Here is a 19,951-nt window from a genome sequence, read left to right on the forward strand (position 1 = left end):
CAGGCCGGGGCTTTCGATTTAGATGATGTGCTTCTTGTTCTTCACCATGTCATAGAGCAACTCACGGGCGCGGTGCAGCTGGGCTTTCACGGTGCCCAGGGGGGCTTTCAGCTCCTGCGCAATTTCCTCGTAGCTCAGCTCATCGAAGTAGCGCAGCGTTACCAGGCGCTGATACTTATCGGGCAGCCGGGATACCACGTGCTGCATGATTTCGATCTTCTGATTTTTGATGGCCGTTTCGGCCGGGTTCAGATTGTTGTCGCGGAAATCAATGGTGATTTCGTCGCCGTTGTCAATCTTAATAGCCGAGTCAATCGACATTGTTTTGATTTTATTCTTGCGAATAAAGTCGATGCAATTGTTGGTGGCAATGCGGAACAGCCAGGTGCTAAAAGCGAATTCCGGGTTGAATTTATGCAGGTTGCGGAAGGCCTTGGCAAAGGCTTCAATAGTTAAGTCCTCGGCATCGTCGGGGTTGCGCACCATTTTGAGCACCACGTGATACACCGGCTTCTTGTAAATCTGCATCAACTCAGCGTAGGCCTTTTCATCGCCCTGCTCTACAGCAGCACGAATCAGCTTAAAGTCATGCTTGGCTTTAGCCGAAAACTGTTTCTGAATTTCCTGATTGTTTACTTCCATCGGAGTTTGCGGTAGAGGAACAGCGAAATTCCCAGAGCGAGATAATAAAAAAAATAGACAGCGTCTAATACCGGCAGCACAACCACTGGCTGGCGGTCATCGAGCCGCCTCCCCAGGTAGGTATAGGTGATGCAGACAGCTGCCGTGCGCAGCCCCCACACCGTGGCCAAAGGTATCCAATCCGGGCGGGAAAACAGTAGAACAATCGTGACGATATAAAAAAGCAGATTGCTCCCGATAAAGTTTCCTATTCGCAGCCTATCGGCCAGGCGGTAATGCCGGCCGGCCGATAGATGCCGCCTTTTTTGCAGCCACCAGGCGCGCCAGCTGGAGGCTGGTTCGCTGAGCGTATGCGCCGCCGGGCTGGCCACTACCGCCACGCGGGCTCCGTGCTGCACGGCGTCCTGCACCAGCAGGTCGTCGTCGCCGCCGAGGCTACGAATGTGAGAAGCAAAGCCTTTGGTGGATTGAAAGACTGCGCGGGTATAGGCGAGGTTGCGCCCCACGCCCATGTACGGGTTGCCCCGCCACGCGAACGACAGATACTGCGCTCCGGTTATCAGGGTTTCAAATCGAATCAATTTATTTAAAAACCCGGTTTCCGGCACATACGCCGAATATCCCACCACCATATCGGCAGGCTGGGCAAAGCCGTGCTGCATCAGCCTGATCCACTGATTGGTAGTCGGAATACAATCGGCATCGGTGAAAAGCATACGCGCATAACGCGCCGTTTTAATGCCTAGTGTAAGGGCGTATTTTTTCGGCGAAAGTCCGGCCGGCGTGCGGTCTACCGTGACCAGCCGTACGTGCGGATAGTACTGCGTGAGCTGCTGCACATATAGGTAGGTATCGTCGCCGGACCGGTCATCAATCAAAATAATTTCGTAGCCGGCAGGGTAATCCTGTTGCAACAATAGTGGCAGCAGGCGGCGCAGATTTTCTAGTTCGTTGTGGGCACATACCAGCACGGAAACCGGCTCAGTATCGGCGGCCTGGTTTTCCTCAGTGGGTAGCTCCTCCGGCCGGCGGGCAAAGGGCAGGAAATAATAGCCCAAGAAATAGAACTGCACCAGCACGCACGCAATCAATAGCCATAACAGGGGAGAAAACGGAACGGGCACGGCGGATAGGCGGGGTAAGCCAGCAAAAATAGGGATTAATCACCGCTGAACGGCAGCTACCGGCTACCTTTGCAGGCTTAAACTGATGGTAGCCGGCTTATAGCCGAATGGGAAGGCTCCGAAGCTCCTTTTCCTGCTATGGCTTCCCCTTTGCCGGCCACCTTGCTCCTTTCTCCCGCATGACGTTCGACCTCGTAGCTCAAGACCCCCACACCAAAGCCCGGGCCGGGGTGGTACATACCGCCCACGGCAGCATTGAAACGCCCATTTTTATGCCGGTGGGCACGGTAGGCTCGGTAAAGGCTGTGCACCAGCGCGAGCTGAAAGAAGATATTAAGGCCCAGATTATTTTGGGTAATACTTACCACCTGTACCTGCGCCCCGGCCTGGATGTGCTGCGGCAGGCGGGCGGGCTGCACAAGTTCAACGGCTGGGACCGGCCTATCCTCACCGATTCCGGTGGGTACCAAGTGTACTCGCTCAGCAAAACGCGCAAGATCAAGGAAGAAGGCGTCAAGTTCCGCTCCCACATTGATGGCTCGCAGCATTTGTTTTCGCCAGAGGGCGTGATGGATATTCAGCGCGTAATTGGGGCCGATATTATTATGGCCTTTGATGAGTGCACGCCCTGGCCCTGCGAGTACGACTATGCCAGCCGCTCCCTGGACATGACGCACCGCTGGCTCAAGCGCTGCATTCAGCGCTTCGATAGCACCGAAGGCCTGTATGGCTACCAGCAGACGCTTTTCCCCATTGTGCAGGGCAGCACCTTTAAGGATCTGCGCGTGAAATCGGCGGAGTTTGTAGCCGAGCAGGGCCGCGAGGGCAACGCCATTGGCGGCCTGAGCGTGGGCGAGCCCGCCGAGCTGATGTATGAGATGACCGAAATTGTGTGCGACATACTGCCCAAGGACAAGCCCCGCTACCTGATGGGTGTAGGCACTCCAGCCAACATTCTGGAGAACATTGCGCTAGGCGTAGATATGTTCGACTGCGTAATGCCCACCCGTAACGCCCGCAACGGCATGCTGTTCACTACGCAGGGGATCATCAACATCAAAAACAAGAAGTGGGAAACCGACTTCTCCCCCATTGACGCTGAACTGGGCGGCTACGCCAGCACGTTTTACACCAAGTCTTACTTGCGCCACCTGTTCCAGAGCACGGAATACCTGGCGGGCATGGTGGCCTCGGTGCACAACCTCTCGTTTTACCTGTGGCTGGTGGGCGAGGCCCGGCAGCGCATCCAAAACGGTACCTTTCTGGAATGGAAGGAGCGCATGGTAAAGCAGCTGATGGTACGGCTGTAAGTGAGCGTTACGTTAGTGGTGCTGCCGATACCGGCAGGATAGATTAAAGCATCTGAATGAAGCTCCTCGATAAATACATTCTCAAGAAATTCCTCACCAGCTACCTGTTCACGGTGGTTATGCTGGTGTCGGTTATCTGCGTGATTGATTTCACGGAAAAGAATGACGACTTCATTAAGCACAACCTGGGGGCCTGGAAAATTATTTCGGAGTACTACGTGAACCTGTTTCCGTATTTCGCCAATCTGCTTTCCCCTATCACCGTGTTTATTGCCACGGTGTTTGTAACGGCCCGGCTGGCTGCGCGCACCGAAATTGTGGCCATGCTGAGCAGTGGCATGAGCTTTCAGCGGCTGCTGGTGCCGTATATTATGGGCGCCACCATTATCGGGGTTTCGATTTTCGGGTTGATTGGCTGGGTTATTCCCAATGCTAACAAAACCCGCGTGGCTTTTGAGCGCGCCTACATTAAAAACCCCTTCCGTTTTCAGGCACGCAACATCCACATTAAGGTAGGCCCCAAGAGCTACGCCTACATGGAGAGCTACGACAACGTGAACAACGTGGGCTACCGGTTTGCGCTGGAAACCATTGAAGGCACTCAGCTCAAGCGCCGCCTCACGGCCAATGCCATAACCTGGGACTCCACCAAAAAAGCCTGGCGCCTCACACCGCAGCTGGTGCATACGTTTAATGGGGAAAAGGAAACCCTGCGCTCCTACCCCGCCCGCGACACTACACTTAACTTATACCCCAAGGACTTCGCCAGCACCTATCGCCTGAGCGAGACCCTCACGCTGCCGGAGCTCAACCGCTACATAAAACAGAAGCTGGACCGCGGCTCGGATGACACGGAAATCTACCTGATTGAGAAGTACGAGCGGTATTCGTATCCCTTCGCCATCATCATTCTCACCATTATCGGGGTTATTCTGAGCTCGCGCAAATCACGCGGCGGGGTGGGCGGCCAAATTGCGCTGGGCTTCACGCTGGCCTTCGTGTTTATCATCTTCGTGATTTTGAGCCGTAACCTGGCTCTGGTAGGAGACCTGTCGCCGATGCTGGCGGCCTGGGTACCCAGCCTGGTGTTTACCATGATTGGCGCCGTGCTCTATCGGTTTATTCCCAAGTAGAGCCCCGAAGGAAGCTTTTGTTTACCCAACCGCCCAGTTTATCCCCCTGCCATGCTTAAAGACTACCTCCGGCTCCATTTCATTGTCCTGCTGTGGGGGTTCACGGCTATTTTGGGCAAGCTGATTTCAGTGCCGCCGGTGGAGCTGGTATTCTGGCGTACGTTGCTGGCTTCGGCAGGCCTGGCCGGGCTGCTGGTGATGCGCCGGCAGGAATGGCGCGTGGCACCGACGGAGGCGTTACGTCTGATGGGCGTGGGCGCGCTGGTAGCCACGCACTGGATAACCTTCTTTCTGGCCGCTCGCCTGTCCTCGGTTAGCGTGTGCCTGGCTGGCATGGCTACCCTGGCTTTGTGGACGTCCTTACTGGAGCCTCTCATGCTGTGGCGGCGCATCAGGGCGTATGAAGTAGGGCTGGGACTGCTGACGATGGTGGGTCTGTACTTAGTATCGCAGGCGGAGCTAGACCAGCTGCTGGGCCTGGGCGTGGCGGTTATTTCGGCGGGTTTGTCGGCACTGTTCAGTGTGGTAAACTCGCAGCTGGTGAAGCGGCACGCCCCGCTCCGGCTCACGTTCTATGAAATGCTGGGGGCCTGTGTAAGTATTGCTTTATTCTTCCCGATTTACAGCCACTTCTACACCAACGGAGCCGGCCTGCAACTGGCTCTGCAACCCATGGACTGGCTCTGGCTGCTGCTACTGGCTGGTTTCTGCACGGTGTATGCATTTTCCGCTTCTGTGGAGCTGATGAAGCGTTTGTCCGCCTTCGTCATCAACCTCACCATTAACCTGGAGCCGGTGTACGGCATCCTGCTGGCAGTGCTCATCTTCGGCTCGCAGGAAAAAATGTCGGGTGGGTTCTATCTGGGCACTATCGTTATACTGTTCAGTGTGCTCATTCACCCGGTGCTGGATCAATGGGCAGCCCGCCGGCGACGCAAAGCCGAGGCTGCCGAGGTCATGGTCTAAGCGCTGGCTTTACGCTAGAGCTTCCCATTCCACACCAGGTATTCCGTGGGTAATGCCATTTGGGGCGGCTCTTCCATGCCCGGAAACAAACCGTACACTGCCGAGCCTGAACCGGAGAGGCTGGCATATACTGCCCCGGCGGCATACAGCGCCTGCTTCAGCTCGCCTAATACCGGATGATAGGGCGTGAGAGCATCTTCAAAATCATTGCTGACGGTGTCGCGCCACGTTTCCATGGGCTGTGCTAAGGCAGCGCGCAACGCATGGCGGGGCGGGCGGGGCTGCACCCGGGCATAAGCTTCGGCGGTGCTAATGTGCAGGCCGGGGTAGATTACTTTGCAGGCAATGCCTTGCAGACTGAGGGGAATCGGCTCAAAAACGTCCCCCTTCTCATAGGCAAAGACGGGCTGGTTCTGAATAAAAAAAGCGCAGTCGGAGCCTAATTGCCGGGCGTAGGTTTCCAGTTTTTCCGCTGAAAGCTGAAGCGAGAACAGCTCATTTAAGGCCCGCAGCATGAAAGCAGCGTCGGCGGAGCCGCCACCCAGCCCGGCCCCAATGGGTACCACTTTGTGCAGGTGCATCTGCACCGGTGGCAGGTTAAAATCGGTCTTCAGCAGCTCGTAAGCACGGCGGCAGAGGTTGGTGGCCGGGTCGCCGGGGATGGGAATACCGGTTAGCTTGAGGGTGGTGTCGGTGGCAGGCAGTACTTCCAGCGCATCGCACCACGGCAGCGGAACAAACACCGATTCCAGGTTACGGAACCCATCGGGCCGTACGCTGGTCACGTATAGACCGAGGTTGAGTTTGGCGTTGGGAAATACGAGCATAAAGCAGCGGATTGGGCCGCGCAAGCTACGGCCGGCAAGCCAAAATCGAGCGTCCTTACCGCACAAACTCTATTTTTGGCCGTACATCTGCATCAGTCTTAGTTTCGTATGTCGTCGGCAGTGATAAAAGGCTCTTCCTGGTATGCGCTACGCGGCAAACGGCTGCTGGATGTAGGCTTAGCCCTGCCCTTAGTGCTCTTCACGTTGCCGCTGTTGCTGCCGGCGGCCGGTCTGTTAGCCCTGCAGAACCGGGGCCGGGTGCTGTTTCGGCAGCAACGCCCCGGCTTACACGGCCGCTTGTTCACGCTCTATAAGCTGCAGACCATGACAGAAGCCCGCGACGCAAACAGCCAGCTGCTGCCCGATTCGGACCGCCTGCCCCGACTGGGCCGCTGGCTGCGCGCTACCTCTATCGATGAGCTTCCCCAGCTCTGGAACGTGCTGCGCGGCGACATCAGTTTGATTGGTCCGCGTCCCCTGCTGCCAGAGTACCTACCTTTATACTCGCCGGAGCAGGCGCGGCGTCATCTGGTGCGGCCGGGCATTACAGGTTGGGCGCAGGTCAATGGTCGTAATGCCATTAGCTGGGAACAAAAATTCACCTACGACGTCTGGTACGTCGAGCATCTCTCCTTTAGGCTTGATATTCGCATTCTGCTGCGCACGGCCGGGCGGGTGCTGAGCGCCCACGGTATTTCGGCCGAAGGCCAGGCTACCATGGAAGCCTTCCGGGGCTCCCCTATTTCTTCTGAATCTGCTAGTAACGTATGACGCAATTATTCTTTTCTGATTTACATGATGCTGATCATACTGCAATTCGCCCATTAGCCATTTTTGGTGCCGGAGGCCTGGGCCGGGAAATATTGATGCTGGTTCATCAGATAAATGAAGTGTCGCCTACCTGGGAAGTCATCGGTTTTTATGATGACAAGCACCCCGCCACCGATACGATTAACGGCATTCCGTACCGCGGAACAGCCAAGGACCTGAATGCTACCACCGAGCCCCTGCATGTGGTAGTAGCCGTCGGCAGCAGCCACAGCCGCGCCGCTGTGGTGGCCCGGCTCACCGCTCCTCACCTGGAGTACGCCATCCTCATCCACCCGGATGTGGCTCTGCAGCCTTACCAGCAAGTACAAATTGGCGCAGGTAGCATTATCACGCAGGGCTGCATTCTCACCACCGATATTCAACTGGGCCGGCATGTGCTTATGAATCTGGGCTGCACCATTGGGCATGATGCGGTGTTGGAAGATTTCTGCTCCCTGATGCCTCATGCCAACGTCGGCGGCGAGGCTTACTTGGAGACAGGCGTGTATCTGGGCACTAACGCCACGGTGCTCAACCAGGTGCGGGTAGGTGCCCAGACCATTTTGGGGGCTGGTGGGGTGGCCGTCCGCAACCTGCCGGCCAACTGCACCGCGGTGGGCGTGCCGGCTTCCGTCATAAAAGTGGTGGGTTCCTCGTTGTAGAGCTACCAGCTAATTTTCATTTGCTTTTTTCGGTCTGGAAGCGCTTCCACCGGTATTCAGTATCTTTTTCCACCTATGCGCAGTCAGGACCACGACCGGATTTACTTATCACCGCCCCACTTAGGGCGGCACGAGCTGAATTATTTACACAAAGCCATTGAGGATAACTGGGTGGCCCCTGTAGGCCCCAACATCACCGGTTTCGAGCAGGATATCTGCCAATACACGGGAGCTGGACATTGCGTAGCCCTCACTTCCGGTACCGCTGCCATTCACCTGGGCTTGCTGGCACTGGGCGTGGGCCCCGGCGACGAAGTTCTGTGCTCCTCCTTCACCTTCGTGGCTTCCGCTAATCCCATTACCTACGTGGGCGCCTCTCCGGTTTTTGTGGATAGTGAAGCGGAAACCTGGAACATGGACCCAGCCCGACTGCGCGAGGCTATTGAGGATCGTCAGCGGCAAGGCCACACGCCCAAAGCCTTGATTCTGGTGCACCTGTACGGTATGCCAGCTAAGATGCGCGAGTTGATGACCATTGCCGAGGAATTCGGCATTTCGGTCCTGGAAGACTCGGCCGAGGGCCTAGGCTCCCTCTACCACGGGCAGGCGCTGGGCACCTTTGGAGCGGTAGGTGTATTCTCCTTCAACGGCAATAAGATTCTGACTACCAGTGGCGGTGGTGTACTGATTACTCCCCGCCAGGATATAGCCACACAGGCACTATTCTTGGCCACCCAAGCCCGGGAATCTGCGCCACACTATCAGCACGAAACCACCGGTTACAACTACCGCCTCAGCAACCTGCTGGCCGGTATTGGCCGGGGGCAGATGGGCCTGATTGAGGATCGGGTAAAGAAGCGCCGGGAAATCTTTGCCTGGTATCAGAAGCATCTGCAGGGTATTCCCGGCCTCACCGTAGGGCCCACGGAGCCCGCGAAAAGCCGCAGCAACCGCTGGCTCACCACCGTGCTGCTGGATCCGGAACAGACCAGCGTTACCCCGGAACAGCTACGCCAGCACCTGGAAACGCACAACGTAGAGAGCCGCCCACTCTGGAAGCCGCTGCATTTGCAGCCGCTCTTCGCCAACGCGCCTATGTACGGTGGTGAAGTCAGCGCCCGCCTATTCCAGCAGGGCCTGTGCCTCCCCTCTGGCTCCGCCATGACCGACACCGACCTGCGCCGGGTGGTAGATGGGATAAAAGAATTGCTGGTGTCGTAGGCAGATTCTAAGCCAGTGCTTGCTCCAGATCAGCAATCAATTCCTCCACGGGCTCAATTCCCACTGATACGCGAATCAACCCCACGGTAATACCCAATTCCTCCTGCTGAGCGGGTGTAAGGGAGCGGTGTGATGTACCCAAGGGATAGGAAATAGAGGAATCAACCCCTGCTAAAGAAGGCGCAAACGGAAAGCGCTTCACGCGCTGCATAAAGTTGTTTACGGCGGCAGTTTCATCGGTCAGCTTAAAAGAAAGCATACCGCCATACAAGCCGTTGCCCTGCTCTGCTGCCAGTTGGTGCTGCGGATGTGAGGTCAGTCCCGGATAATACACCTCCTTCACAGCAGGATGGTTATTCAAGAACTGCGCAATGGCCAGAGCATTATGGCTATGTTCCCGCACCCGCAGGCGCAGGGTTTTCAGCCCACGCACGGCCAGCCAGCTTTCCATAGGGCTCAGCGTAAGGCCGTAAAACACCCCAATCTGCTTGAGTCGCGCTATAATGGCTGGGTCAGTAGCTACTACCGCCCCAGCAGTTACGTCGCTGTGGCCGGCTATGTATTTAGTTACGCTGTGCAGGGAAATATCAGCCCCAAGCGCCAGCGGCCGGGTAAGCAACGGGGTAGCAAACGTATTGTCTACTACCAGCTTCAGGCCATGACGGTGACACTCTTCGGCCACGCGGCGCAAATCAGCCACGCGCAACAACGGGTTGCTGATGGTTTCGCAAAGCAACAACCGCGTAGTGGGTTGCACAAAGGACTGCAAAGCCTCTAGCTGCTCAAAGGGCACATAGGTAGCAGAAATACCCAGCCGAGTCAGCTCCGCATTCAGCAGCGCAGAGGAGCCCCCATAGATATCAGCGGCACAGAGCACATGGTCGCCGGCCTGACAGCAGGCCATGATAGCCGCGAAGATGGCCGCCATGCCCGAGCCAGTGGCAATAGCTCCGGCTCCACCCTCCAGCTTATTCACCGCTTCGGCCAACTCATCAGAGTTTGGATTGCCGTTGCGGGAATAGAGGTAACGGCTGCCGGGCTCCCCAAAATACAGCTCCAGTTCATTCAGGTCTTCAAATTTAAAAACCGAGGTCTGGTAGATAGGGGTGATTTTGGGGGTGATTTTCATGCAGTATGTAAAGCGACTTATGCTTCAGCCGAATTTCGGTAAAAAGTGACCTTTAGATTTCCGAGGCTATTTCATTGCTCGCAAATCTTTATTCAATTGGGTAGCAGCCATTCTACCTTCTGGTAACTTACGCAAGGTCGTCAGGTACTCCTGCGCTTCTGCCTTCTTCCCCAGATTGATAGCCAGTTGAGTCAAATTGGCCAGAGTCTGCCAGTCATTGGGCCGACGGCTGTTGGCTTGCTTATATAATCCATAAGCCTTATCATCTTCCCGCTTAATGCCGTGATAGACTGCCCGATTAAAATATCCCAATGCACTTTCCGGGTAATATCGACTGAGCAGTTCGGCTAGCTGCCCCGCTGCCTCAGTGTCCTCGGGCGTGTTGGCCTGCCAGTAGGGCAGCATGTATTCTTCCAGATTCTCAGGGAGAAAAACCGCTTCCGGTTTTGGCAGCGGCTTGGCATCAATCCACCTCCAAGGCTTACCACTGGCTTTTCGGTCGGCTAGTGCAGATGTTAGGACCTCTATTTCCCGAGCTGCATCGTGGGTCATTTCATAGGTTTTAGCCAAGCCGAACCGCATATCCAGCCGTTCTGGTGCCAGCCGAATTCCTTCGCGTAAAGTTGCACGGGCCGCTTCCAGCAGTTGGGGCTCGTAGCCTTCGTTGATGGAGCCCGCGTCTTTGCCATTCTTTTGAAGTTCTACGCCCCGGCTAGTAGTAGATGTCTTATTCACTATCACTCTATATGCCATCCGCAGCTGATAATTAAACCGTGCTACATACCAGTTAGGGTTGTCGGGTTCCTTGAGTTGCCAAGTAATCAGAACCTTACGAGCTTTTGCCGTATCGCCAGCCTGCATAGCTCTCCTAAAATCAATCTGAGGAGTCTGGGCAGCAATAAAGTTGCTGCTGAGCAGCACAATTCCAGCAGCCAGTAAAGGTTTTAGCATGTATATAATTGGTCAATAGCGGATGATTGAATGATGGCTTGAAGCTACGGTAAGTCAACCATCATTTCAATTATACACGGCCCCTAATACAAAAATAGCCCCGTAGCCTATGGCTATGGGGCTATTAATATGAATTACAAAGCTTAAGACACTACCGCTTCAGCCAGCACAATAACGTTGTTGCGCAGTACTTCCACCACGCCACCTTCGATACGGAACGACTCACGGCCGCCGATACCCATGATGGTTACCTCACCTGGTCTCAACGCGGAGATAAGGGGAGCGTGGTTATTCAGAACCTCAAACAGGCCATCGGCACCCGGAAACTGAGCCGAGGAAACCTCGCCTTCATATACTTTCCGGTCCGGGGTGATGATTTCCAGATGCATCTTCTTGGTGGTTGAGTGTGAAGGGCTGATTGCCAGATGCAGACCCATGAAGAGTCCGCACCTGGCAATCAACAACCAAATTACTTGGCTTCCGCTATCAGCTTCTCGCCCTTGACAACGGCATCCTCAATGGTGCCTACCAAGTTGAAAGCAGCCTCGGGCAGGTGGTCATACTTGCCGTCGATGATTTCGTTGAAGCCTTTGATGGTGTCCTTGATGTCAACCAGTACGCCTTTCAGACCGGTGAACTGCTCGGCTACGTGGAAGGGCTGCGACAAGAAACGCTGCACCCGGCGGGCGCGGGTTACCGTCAGCTTGTCTTCCTCGGAGAGTTCGTCCATACCCAGAATGGCAATGATGTCCTGCAGTTCTTTGTAGCGCTGCAGAATCTCTTTCACGCGCTGGGCCGTGCCGTAATGCTCTTCGCCCAGTACTTCTACCGACAAAATGCGCGAGGTAGAGTCCAGAGGGTCTACTGCGGGGTAGATACCCAGCTCGGCAATCTTACGGGACAGTACGGTGGTAGCGTCTAAGTGAGCAAACGTCGTGGCTGGAGCCGGGTCAGTCAAGTCATCGGCAGGTACGTAAACGGCCTGTACCGAGGTGATAGAACCGCGCTTGGTAGAGGTGATACGCTCCTGCATGGCACCCATTTCGGTAGCCAGCGTGGGCTGGTAACCTACGGCCGAAGGCATACGACCCAACAGAGCCGATACTTCCGAACCCGCCTGCGTGAAGCGGAAGATGTTGTCGATGAAGAACAGGATATCACGACCAGCACCGGTGCCGTCGCCGTCGCGGAAGCTTTCGGCTACCGTGAGGCCCGAGAGGGCTACGCGGGCACGGGCTCCGGGAGGCTCGTTCATCTGACCGAACACGAGGGTTGCCTTCGAGTCTTCTAGGGCTTTTTCGTCTACTTTGGAGAGGTCCCAGCCGCCGGCTTCCATCGAGTGCTTAAACTCGTCGCCGTACTTAATTACGTCTGATTCCAGGAATTCGCGGAGCAGGTCATTGCCTTCGCGGGTACGCTCACCCACACCGGCAAACACCGACAGACCACCGTAGGCCTTGGCAATGTTGTTTACCAGCTCCATGATGAGTACGGTTTTGCCTACACCGGCACCACCGAACAAACCAATCTTACCACCCTTTACATAGGGCTCGAGCAGGTCAATTACTTTGATACCGGTGAAGAGTACTTCCGAGGAAGTAGCGAGGTCTTCGAAAGCCGGCGCATTGCGGTGAATGGAGAGGGCACCGTCGCTCTTGGGCTGGGCAATACCATCAATGGCATGGCCGATAACGTTGAACAGACGGCCTTTGATACCATCGCCCGTAGGCATGGTGATGGGCGAGCCCAGGTCACGAACTACAGCACCGCGGGTCAGGCCCTCGGTGGAGTCCATGGCAATGGTGCGCACACGGTCTTCGCCCAAGTGCTGCTGCACTTCCAGCACGACTACCTGGCCGTTATCTTTGGTGACTTCGACTGCGTCGAGGATATTAGGAAGCTTGGAGCCTTCACCCGCGAAGCTTACGTCCACAACTGGACCGATAACCTGGGTGATTTTGCCGGTATTCGCCATGTGCGATTCTATGATATAGGGTGGGCAAGATTTCAGGGTGCAAAACTACGGCTTAATCCCGGCTTTGCCAAAGTCCGCTTGGTCAGAAAAGTTTTTCTGTAGCAGCAAAAAGTTTTTTAACTGAAAATCAGCCTTTCAAGCCTGAAAAAAGGCCTCCATTACACCCAAAACGCAGAAGTCATTCAAAAAATATTTGAAGGAAAACTTGCCCTGAATTAAAGCCGTTGTACATTTGCGAACCCAAACGGCAGTGCTGGCTGGGAAATTGTCCGATGGTGTAACTGGCAACACGCTTGATTTTGATTCAAGAAAGTCCAGGTTCGAGCCCTGGTCGGACAACCGACTAAGAAAAGCGAAAGGCGCTGAATCTTCCTCTCCGGAAGGTTCGGCGCCTTTCGCTTTTTCAGTTTCTGTCATTCCTACCAACAAGTTGGAATGAGCTATTTTCCTTCCCACCCTCTTTTACTATTGCCATGGCACCCCAGGTAAAAATCTTCACAGGAAACGCCTCCCACGAGCTCGGTGAAAAGATAGCAACAGCTTTTGGCCAGCCACTCGGCGACCTAAGCCTGCAGCGCTTTGCGGACCAGGAACTGGGGCCCAGCTTTAATGAGAGCATCCGCGGCTGTGCCGTATTTCTCATTCAGAGCACTAACCCACCCGCTGAAAATCTGATGGAGCTGATGCTGATGGTGGATGCCGCCAAGCGCGCCTCTGCCGCTTCCGTGACGGTAGTGATGCCCTATTACGGGTATGCCCGCCAGGACCGCAAAGACAAGCCCCGCGTGAGCATTGGCGCCAAAGTAGTTGCCGACTTTGTGCAAAGCGTGGGCACCGACCGCCTGATGACCTGCGACCTGCACGCTGGCCAGATTCAGGGCTTCTTCGATATTCCGGTCGACCATCTGGACGGCGCTACGGTATCGGCGCCTTACATCAAGTCGCTGAACCTGGATAACCTCATTTTTGCCTCCCCAGACGTGGGTGGCGTGGTACGCACCCGGGCCTTCGCCAAGAAATTCGGAGCCGAAATCGTAGTCTGTGACAAAATGCGTCTACGGGCCAATGAAATTGCCTCCATGCAGGTCATTGGCGATGTAACCGGCATGAATGTGGTGCTGGTAGATGACATTGTAGACACAGCCGGCACTATCTGCAAAGCGGCCGAGTTGCTGATGGAGCGGGGCGCTAAATCTGTGCGGGCAGTAATTACGCACGGCGTGCTTTCCGGCCCAGCCCACGAGCGGATTCGCAACTCAGTATTAGAAGAGCTGGTAATTACCGACACGATTCCTCTAAAAGAGGAGAACCACAAAATCAAGGTAATTTCGCTGGCTGATTTGTTTGCCCGCGCCATTCGCAACGTGGTAACGCACGAGAGCATCAGCTCCCTGTTTGTATAGCGGCTTTCGATTCCCAAACAATCCGCCTATCTTTGCGGCCCGTTTGCCTGCTGTGGGTAGGCGGTCCAATTCTCCAAAAACCACTTTTATGAAAAGCCTCGAGATTGTAGGGTTTAAAAGAGCGAATCTCGGTAAGAAGGATGCGAAAGCACTGCGCCTTGACTCGTATGTACCGTGCGTATTGTACGGTGGCGGCGAGCAGGTTCACTTCTCGGCTCCGGCCATCCTCTTCCGCGAATTGCTGTACACGCCAGAAGTTCACATCGTTGATCTGAACGTGGAAGGCACCATGTACCGCGCCATCGTGCAGGATGCTCAGTTCCACCCCGTGAACGAAATGCTGCTGCACGTTGACTTCCTGGAGCTGGAAGAAGGCAAAGAAGTGAAAATGGACATCCCCGTGAAGTACATTGGCGTTTCGCCAGGTGTACTGGCCGGTGGCAAACTGGTAAGCAAGCTGCGTAAGCTGAAAGTAAAAGCTACCCCAGAAAACCTGCCCGACTATGTGGAAGTAAACATTTCGGATCTGGCTCTGGGCAAATCCATCAAAGTGAGCAAAGTAGAGCCTAAAGGCTTTGCTATCCTCACCAACCCCCAGGCTCCCATTGCTACCGTAACCATCCCACGTGCTCTGAAAGGCACTCTGGCTGCCGAGAAGTAATCCTGGATTTTTGGAGCCAGGTAGCCCTGCTAATTTCAGCATCGTATCTGGCTCCGGGAACTGATTTAAAAAGCCGCTCTATTAGTAGAGCGGCTTTTTATTTTGGCCTTTTGCTGTACTAGGCTGTTTATGCTGGCCAGATTACATCTAAAGCAGCACTATTCGCCTATTAATTGTTTACTCTGTGATATGAAATACCTCATTCTGGCGCTGGGAAATATTGGAGCCGAATATGCTGATACGCGCCATAACATTGGGTTTATGGTAGCCGATTATCTGGCTAAAAAACACGACGCGCACTTTGAGGTAGGACGGCATGCGTTTGTGACCGAAATTAAACACAAGGGAAAAACCTATGTGCTGGTAAAACCTACCACGTATATGAACCTAAGCGGCAAAGCGGCCGCGCATTATCTCACCAGCCTCAAAATCCCGAAAGAGAATATGCTGGTAGTAACAGATGATTTGGCCCTCCCTTACGGCAAGCTGCGCCTAAAAGGCAAAGGCTCGGCCGGCGGGCACAATGGCCTTAAGCACATCCAGGAAACGCTGGGCACGGATGAATACGCCCGCCTGCGCTTCGGTGTAGATGCTAATTTTCCCAAGGGCCGGCAGGTTGATTATGTGCTCAACCCGTTTTCGGCAGATGAGCAGATTGATTTACCCTTGCGCATTGAAAAAGCTGCTGACGCCGTGCTAACATTTGGCACCATGGGCTTAGAGCGCACCATGAATGTGGTGAATGTGAAATAGCGCCTATACAAACCACAACAAAGCAGCTGCCATCCGGAGCTTGCGAAGGCCCCCTTGCCTGGTTAAACGAAAATCGTAACAACGACTCGTGCTAACGTGACAAGGCTCTGCGCAAGCTCCGGATGGCAGCTGCTTTATTAGGTGTGTATTACCCGTTAATTAATAAGGCTATGCAATGCCCGAACCAGGCCGTACATGGCTGCTGGGCTGCATTAAAGACAGGGAGCCATCGGCATTTTCGGCCATCAGGAGCATGCCCTGGCTTTGAATTCCTTTGATTTCGCGGGGGGCCAAGTTGAGCAGCACCTGCACCTGCTGGCCAATCAACGCCTCCGCCACAAAGTGCTCGGCAATACCTGATACAATGGTGCGGGGCTCCTCAAAACCTAAGTCTACACTGAGCTTTAATAGCTTTTTGGTTTTGGCTACTTTCTCAGCAGACAGAATAGTGCCTACGCGCAAATCCATAGTCTGAAACTCCTCGAAGCTAATATCGGGCTTAGCGGGGGCGGCTACGGCAGCCGCCAGTTCGTTGGCCTGCTTGGTATTTAGCAGTTTTTGTACCTGAGCCTCTACCGTAGCGTCTTCAATTTTATCAAAGAGCAATGCAGCTTCACCAATCTGGTGACCAGCAGACAGGGCATCCGCACGGCCGGCAGCCTGCCAGGATTTTTTTTCAGTGCGCAGCATTTGGCCCAGCTTATCGGCTGAAGCCGGCAGGAAAGGCTCCAGCAGGGTTACCAGGCTAGCTGCCATTTGGAGTGCTACGTGCAGCACCGTGCCGGTGCGAGCTTCATCGGTTTTAATGAGTTTCCATGGCTCCGTATCGGCGAGGTATTTATTACCGGCACGCGTTAAATTCATTAGTTCATTTAGCGCATCACGGAAGCGGTAATTGTCAATTAAATCACCAATGCGCTGCGGGAATTCAGCCAATTGCTGCAGCACTTCTCCGTCCTGCGCCGTGAGTGCACCAACGGCGGGTACTTTCCCGCCAAAAAACTTGTGCGTGAGTACCACGGCACGATTAATAAAATTACCGAGGTTGGCTACCAGTTCGTTGTTGTTACGCGCTTGAAAATCTTTCCAGGTGAAATCATTATCCTTGTTTTCCGGGGCGTTGGCGCACAATACGTAGCGTAGCACGTCCGCTTTGCCCGGAAATTCCTGCAGATACTCGTGCAGCCACACAGCCCAGTTGCGGGAGGTAGATATTTTGTCGCCTTCCAGGTTTAGGAATTCATTGGCAGGCACATTATCCGGCAGAATATAGTCGCCGTGCGCCTTTAGCATGGCGGGAAAAATAATGCAGTGAAATACAATATTATCCTTGCCAATAAAATGCACCAGCTTAGTGCCTTTATCCTTCCAGTAGGTTTCCCATGTATCGGGCAACAAATCTTTAGTAGCTGATATGTAGCCAATAGGTGCATCAAACCACACATATAGTACTTTGCCTTCAGCACCGGGTACCGGCACGGGCACACCCCAGTCCAAATCCCGGGTAACGGCACGTGGCTGCAAGCCCTGGTCTATCCAGGATTTACACTGGCCGTACACGTTGGTTTTCCAGTCGTGCTTATGGCCCTGCACAATCCACTCGCGCAGCCAGGGCTCATACTGGTCCAGCGGCAGATACCAGTGCTTGGTTTCGCGCAATACGGGCTGGTTGCCGGAAAGCATGCTGCGTGGCGAAATAAGCTCCGTGGGGCTCAGGGAAGTGCCACATTTTTCACACTGGTCGCCGTAGGCATTGTCATTGCCGCAGTTGGGACACGTACCTACAATGTAGCGGTCCGCCAAAAATTGGGCAGCTTTTTCATCGTAATACTGTTCCGAAACCTGCTCAATGAATTTACCTTCCTCGTACAGCTTTTTGAAAAAACCACTGGCAACTTCACTGTGCGTTTTAGAGGAAGTGCGCGAATAAATATCAAACGATACTCCAAACTCTTGGAAAGAGTCCCGGATAATGGCGTGATACTTATCCACCACCTGCTGGGGCGTAACACCTTCTTTTTGCGCCCGAATAGTAATGGGCACTCCATGCTCATCGGAACCACAAATAAACTTAACGTCGCGGCCGTTGGCGCGCAGATAGCGCACATAAATATCTGCCGGTAAATACACACCCGCCAGGTGCCCGATATGCACGGGGCCATTGGCATAAGGCAGGGCGGCAGTTACAGTATAGCGCTGAGGATCAGATTGCATGAGAGAGAACTAAAATCACTGACAAAAGAAAATGCCCGTGTAGTATGGAAGTTGAAAATGAATGCCTTTAGGGGGCCTAAGAACCGAAAAATGCGAAAACAAATAGAAGTAGATTGGTCCTATTTCGTTGCTAAATCAATTACTTCTATATTCCCTCACAACGGCAGAAATTAATTGTCGTACTGGACTGGAAAACACCACCAAACTCTCTCCCGGAATGAAAAAATCAGACAAAGGCCAGGCAGGTAAAAAAGCCAAGAAAGATCCGGCATTGAAGGCAGAACGGAAAGCCACTAAAGCGGCCGCCCGTGCCACCGATTCTATAACGGATAATCGCGCCGACAAAAAGTCCAGTCAGAAGAAATCCTTGAAAGCAGCTGCCAAGCAATTGCAGAAGGAATTGGACGACCGGATGAATGAGATGGTGAAACAGATTCGCAAAGAAACGAAAGAGAAGCTGAAGGAAGTAGTGCGTGAAGCAACCCGTCGTTTGGATGTAGATACGGAACGCATGTTTGAGCAGGCGCTGCACACCATTGTGCGGCATTATGACTCCGCCTCGCCTGCTTCTTCCGACAGCATTTCTACGGATATGGGTGCGGCAGTAGCTCCGGCTACCGGGCAAAGCTCGAGAGCCAGCACTAGTGCGCGGAATACCGCCCCACGCCGTTCGCGGAGCACGGCTGCCAGCGCAAAAGCTGCTGCCAGCGAAGCGCCGGCTCGCCGGGGTCGTCCAGTAGCGGCTAAAACAACGGCTGCACCCGCGCGCCGGGGCCGCCCATCTACGGCTAATTCCGGCAGCAATGCGGCGGATACGGCTGCTGATTCCAACGCACAAACCAGCTAATCAGTCTTTAAATAGCTCTCCCAAAAACAGTCCACCGTTTCGCAACTGAAACGGTGGACTGTTTTTTTATGGGCTATTACTGTGGCAGCGGCCGTAAGGTGTCGCCCACCGGGCTTTGCTTTAGGCGCTGCACGCGGGTTTCGGGGGTGGTATTGTTGGGCGCATTGGTATTGATGTTTTCCACTCGCTGCCGGGCATTGGTGCCGCTGGCCTGCTCCCCTAATGGCACCCGCTTGGGGGTTGCATCGGGTACAGAGCCGCCGTAGCCGGCATTACTGTTATAGGCCGCTTGCCGGTCCGCATCAGTCTGAATTTGGGTAGGTGGCTGACGGGCGGCATTCATTTCCGCCGAGGTTTCTTCAGTAGTAGTGCAGGCAGACAGCAAGCCGGTACTCAGGCAAGCCCCGATTAGTAGAAAGTAAACAGTGTATTTCATGGAAGTAGGAACTAAGGCCATTCGGAAAGCGGGTGGCTATGCTACAACGCAGCCGCCAGAACGTGCGTTGCTTTTTACGAGAGGCTACTAGCAGAACACCGGTTTTCCGGGCACAAAACAGCCCGCTGGCATCTATTGCCAGCGGGCTGCTAATAAGAAAATACCCGACCGGCTATTTCGAAGCCTCGAAGGTCATACCATCAGAATCCATGCAATAGCGCAGGCCGGTGGGTTTAGGTCCGTCGCTGAATACGTGGCCCAAGTGTCCGCCACAGCGGGCGCACACAATTTCGTCGCGGCTCATGCCCAATGTATTATCTGATGTGACTTTCAGGCTAGCCTCTGAGGCCGGTGCCCAGAAGCTAGGCCAGCCCGTTCCCGATTCAAACTTAGTATCGGAGGTAAACAGCAGGTTGTGGCAACCGGCGCAGTAGTAACGGCCTTTAGCGTGATTATCGAAGTATTTATTGGCGAAAGCCCGCTCCGTACCCTGCTGACGCAGGATATAATATTGTGCCGGGGTAAGCTGCGCTTTCCACTGCGCATCGGTTTTGCGCACGGGAAACTCATCAGGCTTGCCGGTTCTGGGTTTGGCCCGCGGATAGGTTTTAGCCGCTGTAGAAGCCTGGCTTTTCTCTATCACTGCGCTCTTTTTTTGAGAGCAGGCCGAGCCCAGGGTAAGCACTGATAATAGCAAAATCAGAAAGGAAGCACGCATAGAAGGAAGTCAAATCGGGAGAAAAATCAGGCAGAAAAAACCGGTCTGTTGGTTGAAACAACATACGCAGTGCCCTATCGGTTCGGGTTTACTGCTACCAAGAACAAGCCAAAAACCGGCTCTATTGAAGTATAAGGCGGAAAGCTGACCTTATATTTTAAACCTGGAA

General features: G+C 54.3%; 20 protein-coding genes and 1 tRNA gene. 11 read left to right on the plus strand and 10 right to left on the minus strand.

Annotated features, from left to right (window positions below; translation table 11 throughout):
- Positions 1–18 precede the first annotated feature (18 nt).
- Together Q4G72_RS14385 and Q4G72_RS14390 are read right to left on the minus strand one after the other, a co-directional pair.
- Entirely contained in the window at positions 19–642 is a 624-nt protein-coding gene (locus Q4G72_RS14385; RefSeq protein ID WP_303312127.1) for an RNA polymerase sigma factor, read from the minus strand.
- Entirely contained in the window at positions 633–1,766 is a 1,134-nt protein-coding gene (locus Q4G72_RS14390; RefSeq protein WP_303312128.1) for a glycosyltransferase, read from the minus strand. The genes Q4G72_RS14385 and Q4G72_RS14390 overlap by 10 nt, the downstream gene beginning before the upstream one ends.
- Before the next feature lie 179 nt (positions 1,767–1,945).
- Between Q4G72_RS14390 and tgt the strand changes: the two genes are divergently transcribed.
- The 3 genes from tgt to Q4G72_RS14405 are packed head-to-tail and all read left to right on the plus strand — an operon-like array spanning position 1,946 to position 5,175.
- A complete protein-coding gene (gene tgt, locus Q4G72_RS14395) occupies positions 1,946–3,076 on the plus strand; it encodes a tRNA guanosine(34) transglycosylase Tgt (RefSeq protein WP_121237945.1) in 1,131 nt (376 codons plus the stop codon).
- A 56-nt stretch (positions 3,077–3,132) separates the two neighbouring features.
- Complete coding sequence (locus Q4G72_RS14400; RefSeq protein WP_303312129.1) at positions 3,133–4,209, plus strand: LptF/LptG family permease; 1,077 nt, start codon at positions 3,133–3,135, stop codon at positions 4,207–4,209.
- 51 nt (positions 4,210–4,260) lie between these two features.
- Positions 4,261–5,175, plus strand: coding sequence for a DMT family transporter (locus tag Q4G72_RS14405; protein ID WP_303312130.1), 915 nt, complete (start codon positions 4,261–4,263; stop codon positions 5,173–5,175).
- 14 nt (positions 5,176–5,189) lie between these two features.
- On the opposite strand, the gene ispE is transcribed toward Q4G72_RS14405, so the two are convergent.
- The gene (ispE, locus tag Q4G72_RS14410) at positions 5,190–6,002 is read right to left on the minus strand and encodes a 4-(cytidine 5'-diphospho)-2-C-methyl-D-erythritol kinase (RefSeq protein WP_303312131.1); all 813 of its coding nucleotides are present in this window, start codon (positions 6,000–6,002) and stop codon (positions 5,190–5,192) included.
- A 108-nt stretch (positions 6,003–6,110) separates the two neighbouring features.
- Here ispE and Q4G72_RS14415 point away from each other — a divergent pair, with 108 nt between their 5' ends.
- The 3 genes from Q4G72_RS14415 (at position 6,111) to Q4G72_RS14425 (ending at position 8,695) form a co-directional block, all read left to right on the plus strand.
- Positions 6,111–6,773 carry a sugar transferase gene (locus tag Q4G72_RS14415; protein WP_303312132.1) on the plus strand — a complete coding sequence of 221 codons (663 nt, stop codon included), beginning with the start codon at positions 6,111–6,113 and terminating at the stop codon, positions 6,771–6,773.
- A complete protein-coding gene (locus Q4G72_RS14420; protein WP_303312133.1) occupies positions 6,770–7,474 on the plus strand; it encodes an acetyltransferase in 705 nt (234 codons plus the stop codon). Before Q4G72_RS14415 ends, Q4G72_RS14420 begins: the two co-directional genes overlap by 4 nt.
- Before the next feature lie 75 nt (positions 7,475–7,549).
- A complete protein-coding gene (locus tag Q4G72_RS14425; RefSeq protein ID WP_303312134.1) occupies positions 7,550–8,695 on the plus strand; it encodes a DegT/DnrJ/EryC1/StrS family aminotransferase in 1,146 nt (381 codons plus the stop codon).
- A 7-nt stretch (positions 8,696–8,702) separates the two neighbouring features.
- Here the strand turns inward: Q4G72_RS14425 and Q4G72_RS14430 are convergent, their stop codons facing one another.
- From Q4G72_RS14430 to atpD, 4 genes are all read right to left on the minus strand, one after another.
- On the minus strand, positions 8,703–9,824 hold the full coding sequence (locus Q4G72_RS14430) for a trans-sulfuration enzyme family protein (RefSeq protein WP_303312135.1): 1,122 nt from the start codon (positions 9,822–9,824) through the stop codon (positions 8,703–8,705).
- Positions 9,825–9,890: 66 nt separating this feature from the next.
- Positions 9,891–10,775 carry a tetratricopeptide repeat protein gene (locus Q4G72_RS14435; RefSeq protein ID WP_303312136.1) on the minus strand — a complete coding sequence of 295 codons (885 nt, stop codon included), beginning with the start codon at positions 10,773–10,775 and terminating at the stop codon, positions 9,891–9,893.
- A gap of 143 nt (positions 10,776–10,918) precedes the next feature.
- Positions 10,919–11,164 carry an ATP synthase F1 subunit epsilon gene (gene atpC / locus Q4G72_RS14440; protein WP_303312137.1) on the minus strand — a complete coding sequence of 82 codons (246 nt, stop codon included), beginning with the start codon at positions 11,162–11,164 and terminating at the stop codon, positions 10,919–10,921.
- A gap of 80 nt (positions 11,165–11,244) precedes the next feature.
- A complete protein-coding gene (atpD, locus tag Q4G72_RS14445; protein ID WP_303312138.1) occupies positions 11,245–12,750 on the minus strand; it encodes a F0F1 ATP synthase subunit beta in 1,506 nt (501 codons plus the stop codon).
- 266 nt (positions 12,751–13,016) lie between these two features.
- On the opposite strand from atpD, the gene Q4G72_RS14450 reads away from it, so the two are divergent.
- From Q4G72_RS14450 to pth, 4 genes are all read left to right on the plus strand, one after another.
- A tRNA-Gln gene (locus tag Q4G72_RS14450) sits at positions 13,017–13,089 on the plus strand.
- Between the two features lie 134 nt (positions 13,090–13,223).
- Positions 13,224–14,153, plus strand: a complete 930-nt coding sequence (locus Q4G72_RS14455) for a ribose-phosphate pyrophosphokinase (RefSeq protein WP_303312139.1) — start codon at positions 13,224–13,226, stop codon at positions 14,151–14,153.
- Between the two features lie 88 nt (positions 14,154–14,241).
- The gene (locus tag Q4G72_RS14460; protein ID WP_303312140.1) at positions 14,242–14,814 is read left to right on the plus strand and encodes a 50S ribosomal protein L25/general stress protein Ctc; all 573 of its coding nucleotides are present in this window, start codon (positions 14,242–14,244) and stop codon (positions 14,812–14,814) included.
- A 189-nt stretch (positions 14,815–15,003) separates the two neighbouring features.
- Positions 15,004–15,567 (plus strand): aminoacyl-tRNA hydrolase, encoded by a 564-nt coding sequence (gene pth / locus Q4G72_RS14465; protein ID WP_303312141.1) that lies wholly within the window; start codon positions 15,004–15,006, stop codon positions 15,565–15,567.
- Between the two features lie 168 nt (positions 15,568–15,735).
- Here the strand turns inward: pth and metG are convergent, their stop codons facing one another.
- Complete coding sequence (metG, locus tag Q4G72_RS14470) at positions 15,736–17,781, minus strand: methionine--tRNA ligase (protein WP_303312142.1); 2,046 nt, start codon at positions 17,779–17,781, stop codon at positions 15,736–15,738.
- Between the two features lie 217 nt (positions 17,782–17,998).
- Here metG and Q4G72_RS14475 point away from each other — a divergent pair, with 217 nt between their 5' ends.
- A complete protein-coding gene (locus Q4G72_RS14475) occupies positions 17,999–18,628 on the plus strand; it encodes a hypothetical protein (RefSeq protein ID WP_303312143.1) in 630 nt (209 codons plus the stop codon).
- A 76-nt stretch (positions 18,629–18,704) separates the two neighbouring features.
- Here the strand turns inward: Q4G72_RS14475 and Q4G72_RS14480 are convergent, their stop codons facing one another.
- Together Q4G72_RS14480 and msrB are read right to left on the minus strand one after the other, a co-directional pair.
- Entirely contained in the window at positions 18,705–19,064 is a 360-nt protein-coding gene (locus tag Q4G72_RS14480) for a hypothetical protein (RefSeq protein WP_303312144.1), read from the minus strand.
- Between the two features lie 172 nt (positions 19,065–19,236).
- Positions 19,237–19,782: a peptide-methionine (R)-S-oxide reductase MsrB gene (msrB, locus tag Q4G72_RS14485; RefSeq protein ID WP_303312145.1), complete on the minus strand. Its 546-nt coding sequence runs from the start codon at positions 19,780–19,782 to the stop codon at positions 19,237–19,239.
- Positions 19,783–19,951: the final 169 nt, after the last annotated feature.

Origin of the sequence: Hymenobacter sp. BT730, assembly GCF_030542105.1 — a bacterium.
Taxonomy (GTDB): domain Bacteria; phylum Bacteroidota; class Bacteroidia; order Cytophagales; family Hymenobacteraceae; genus Hymenobacter.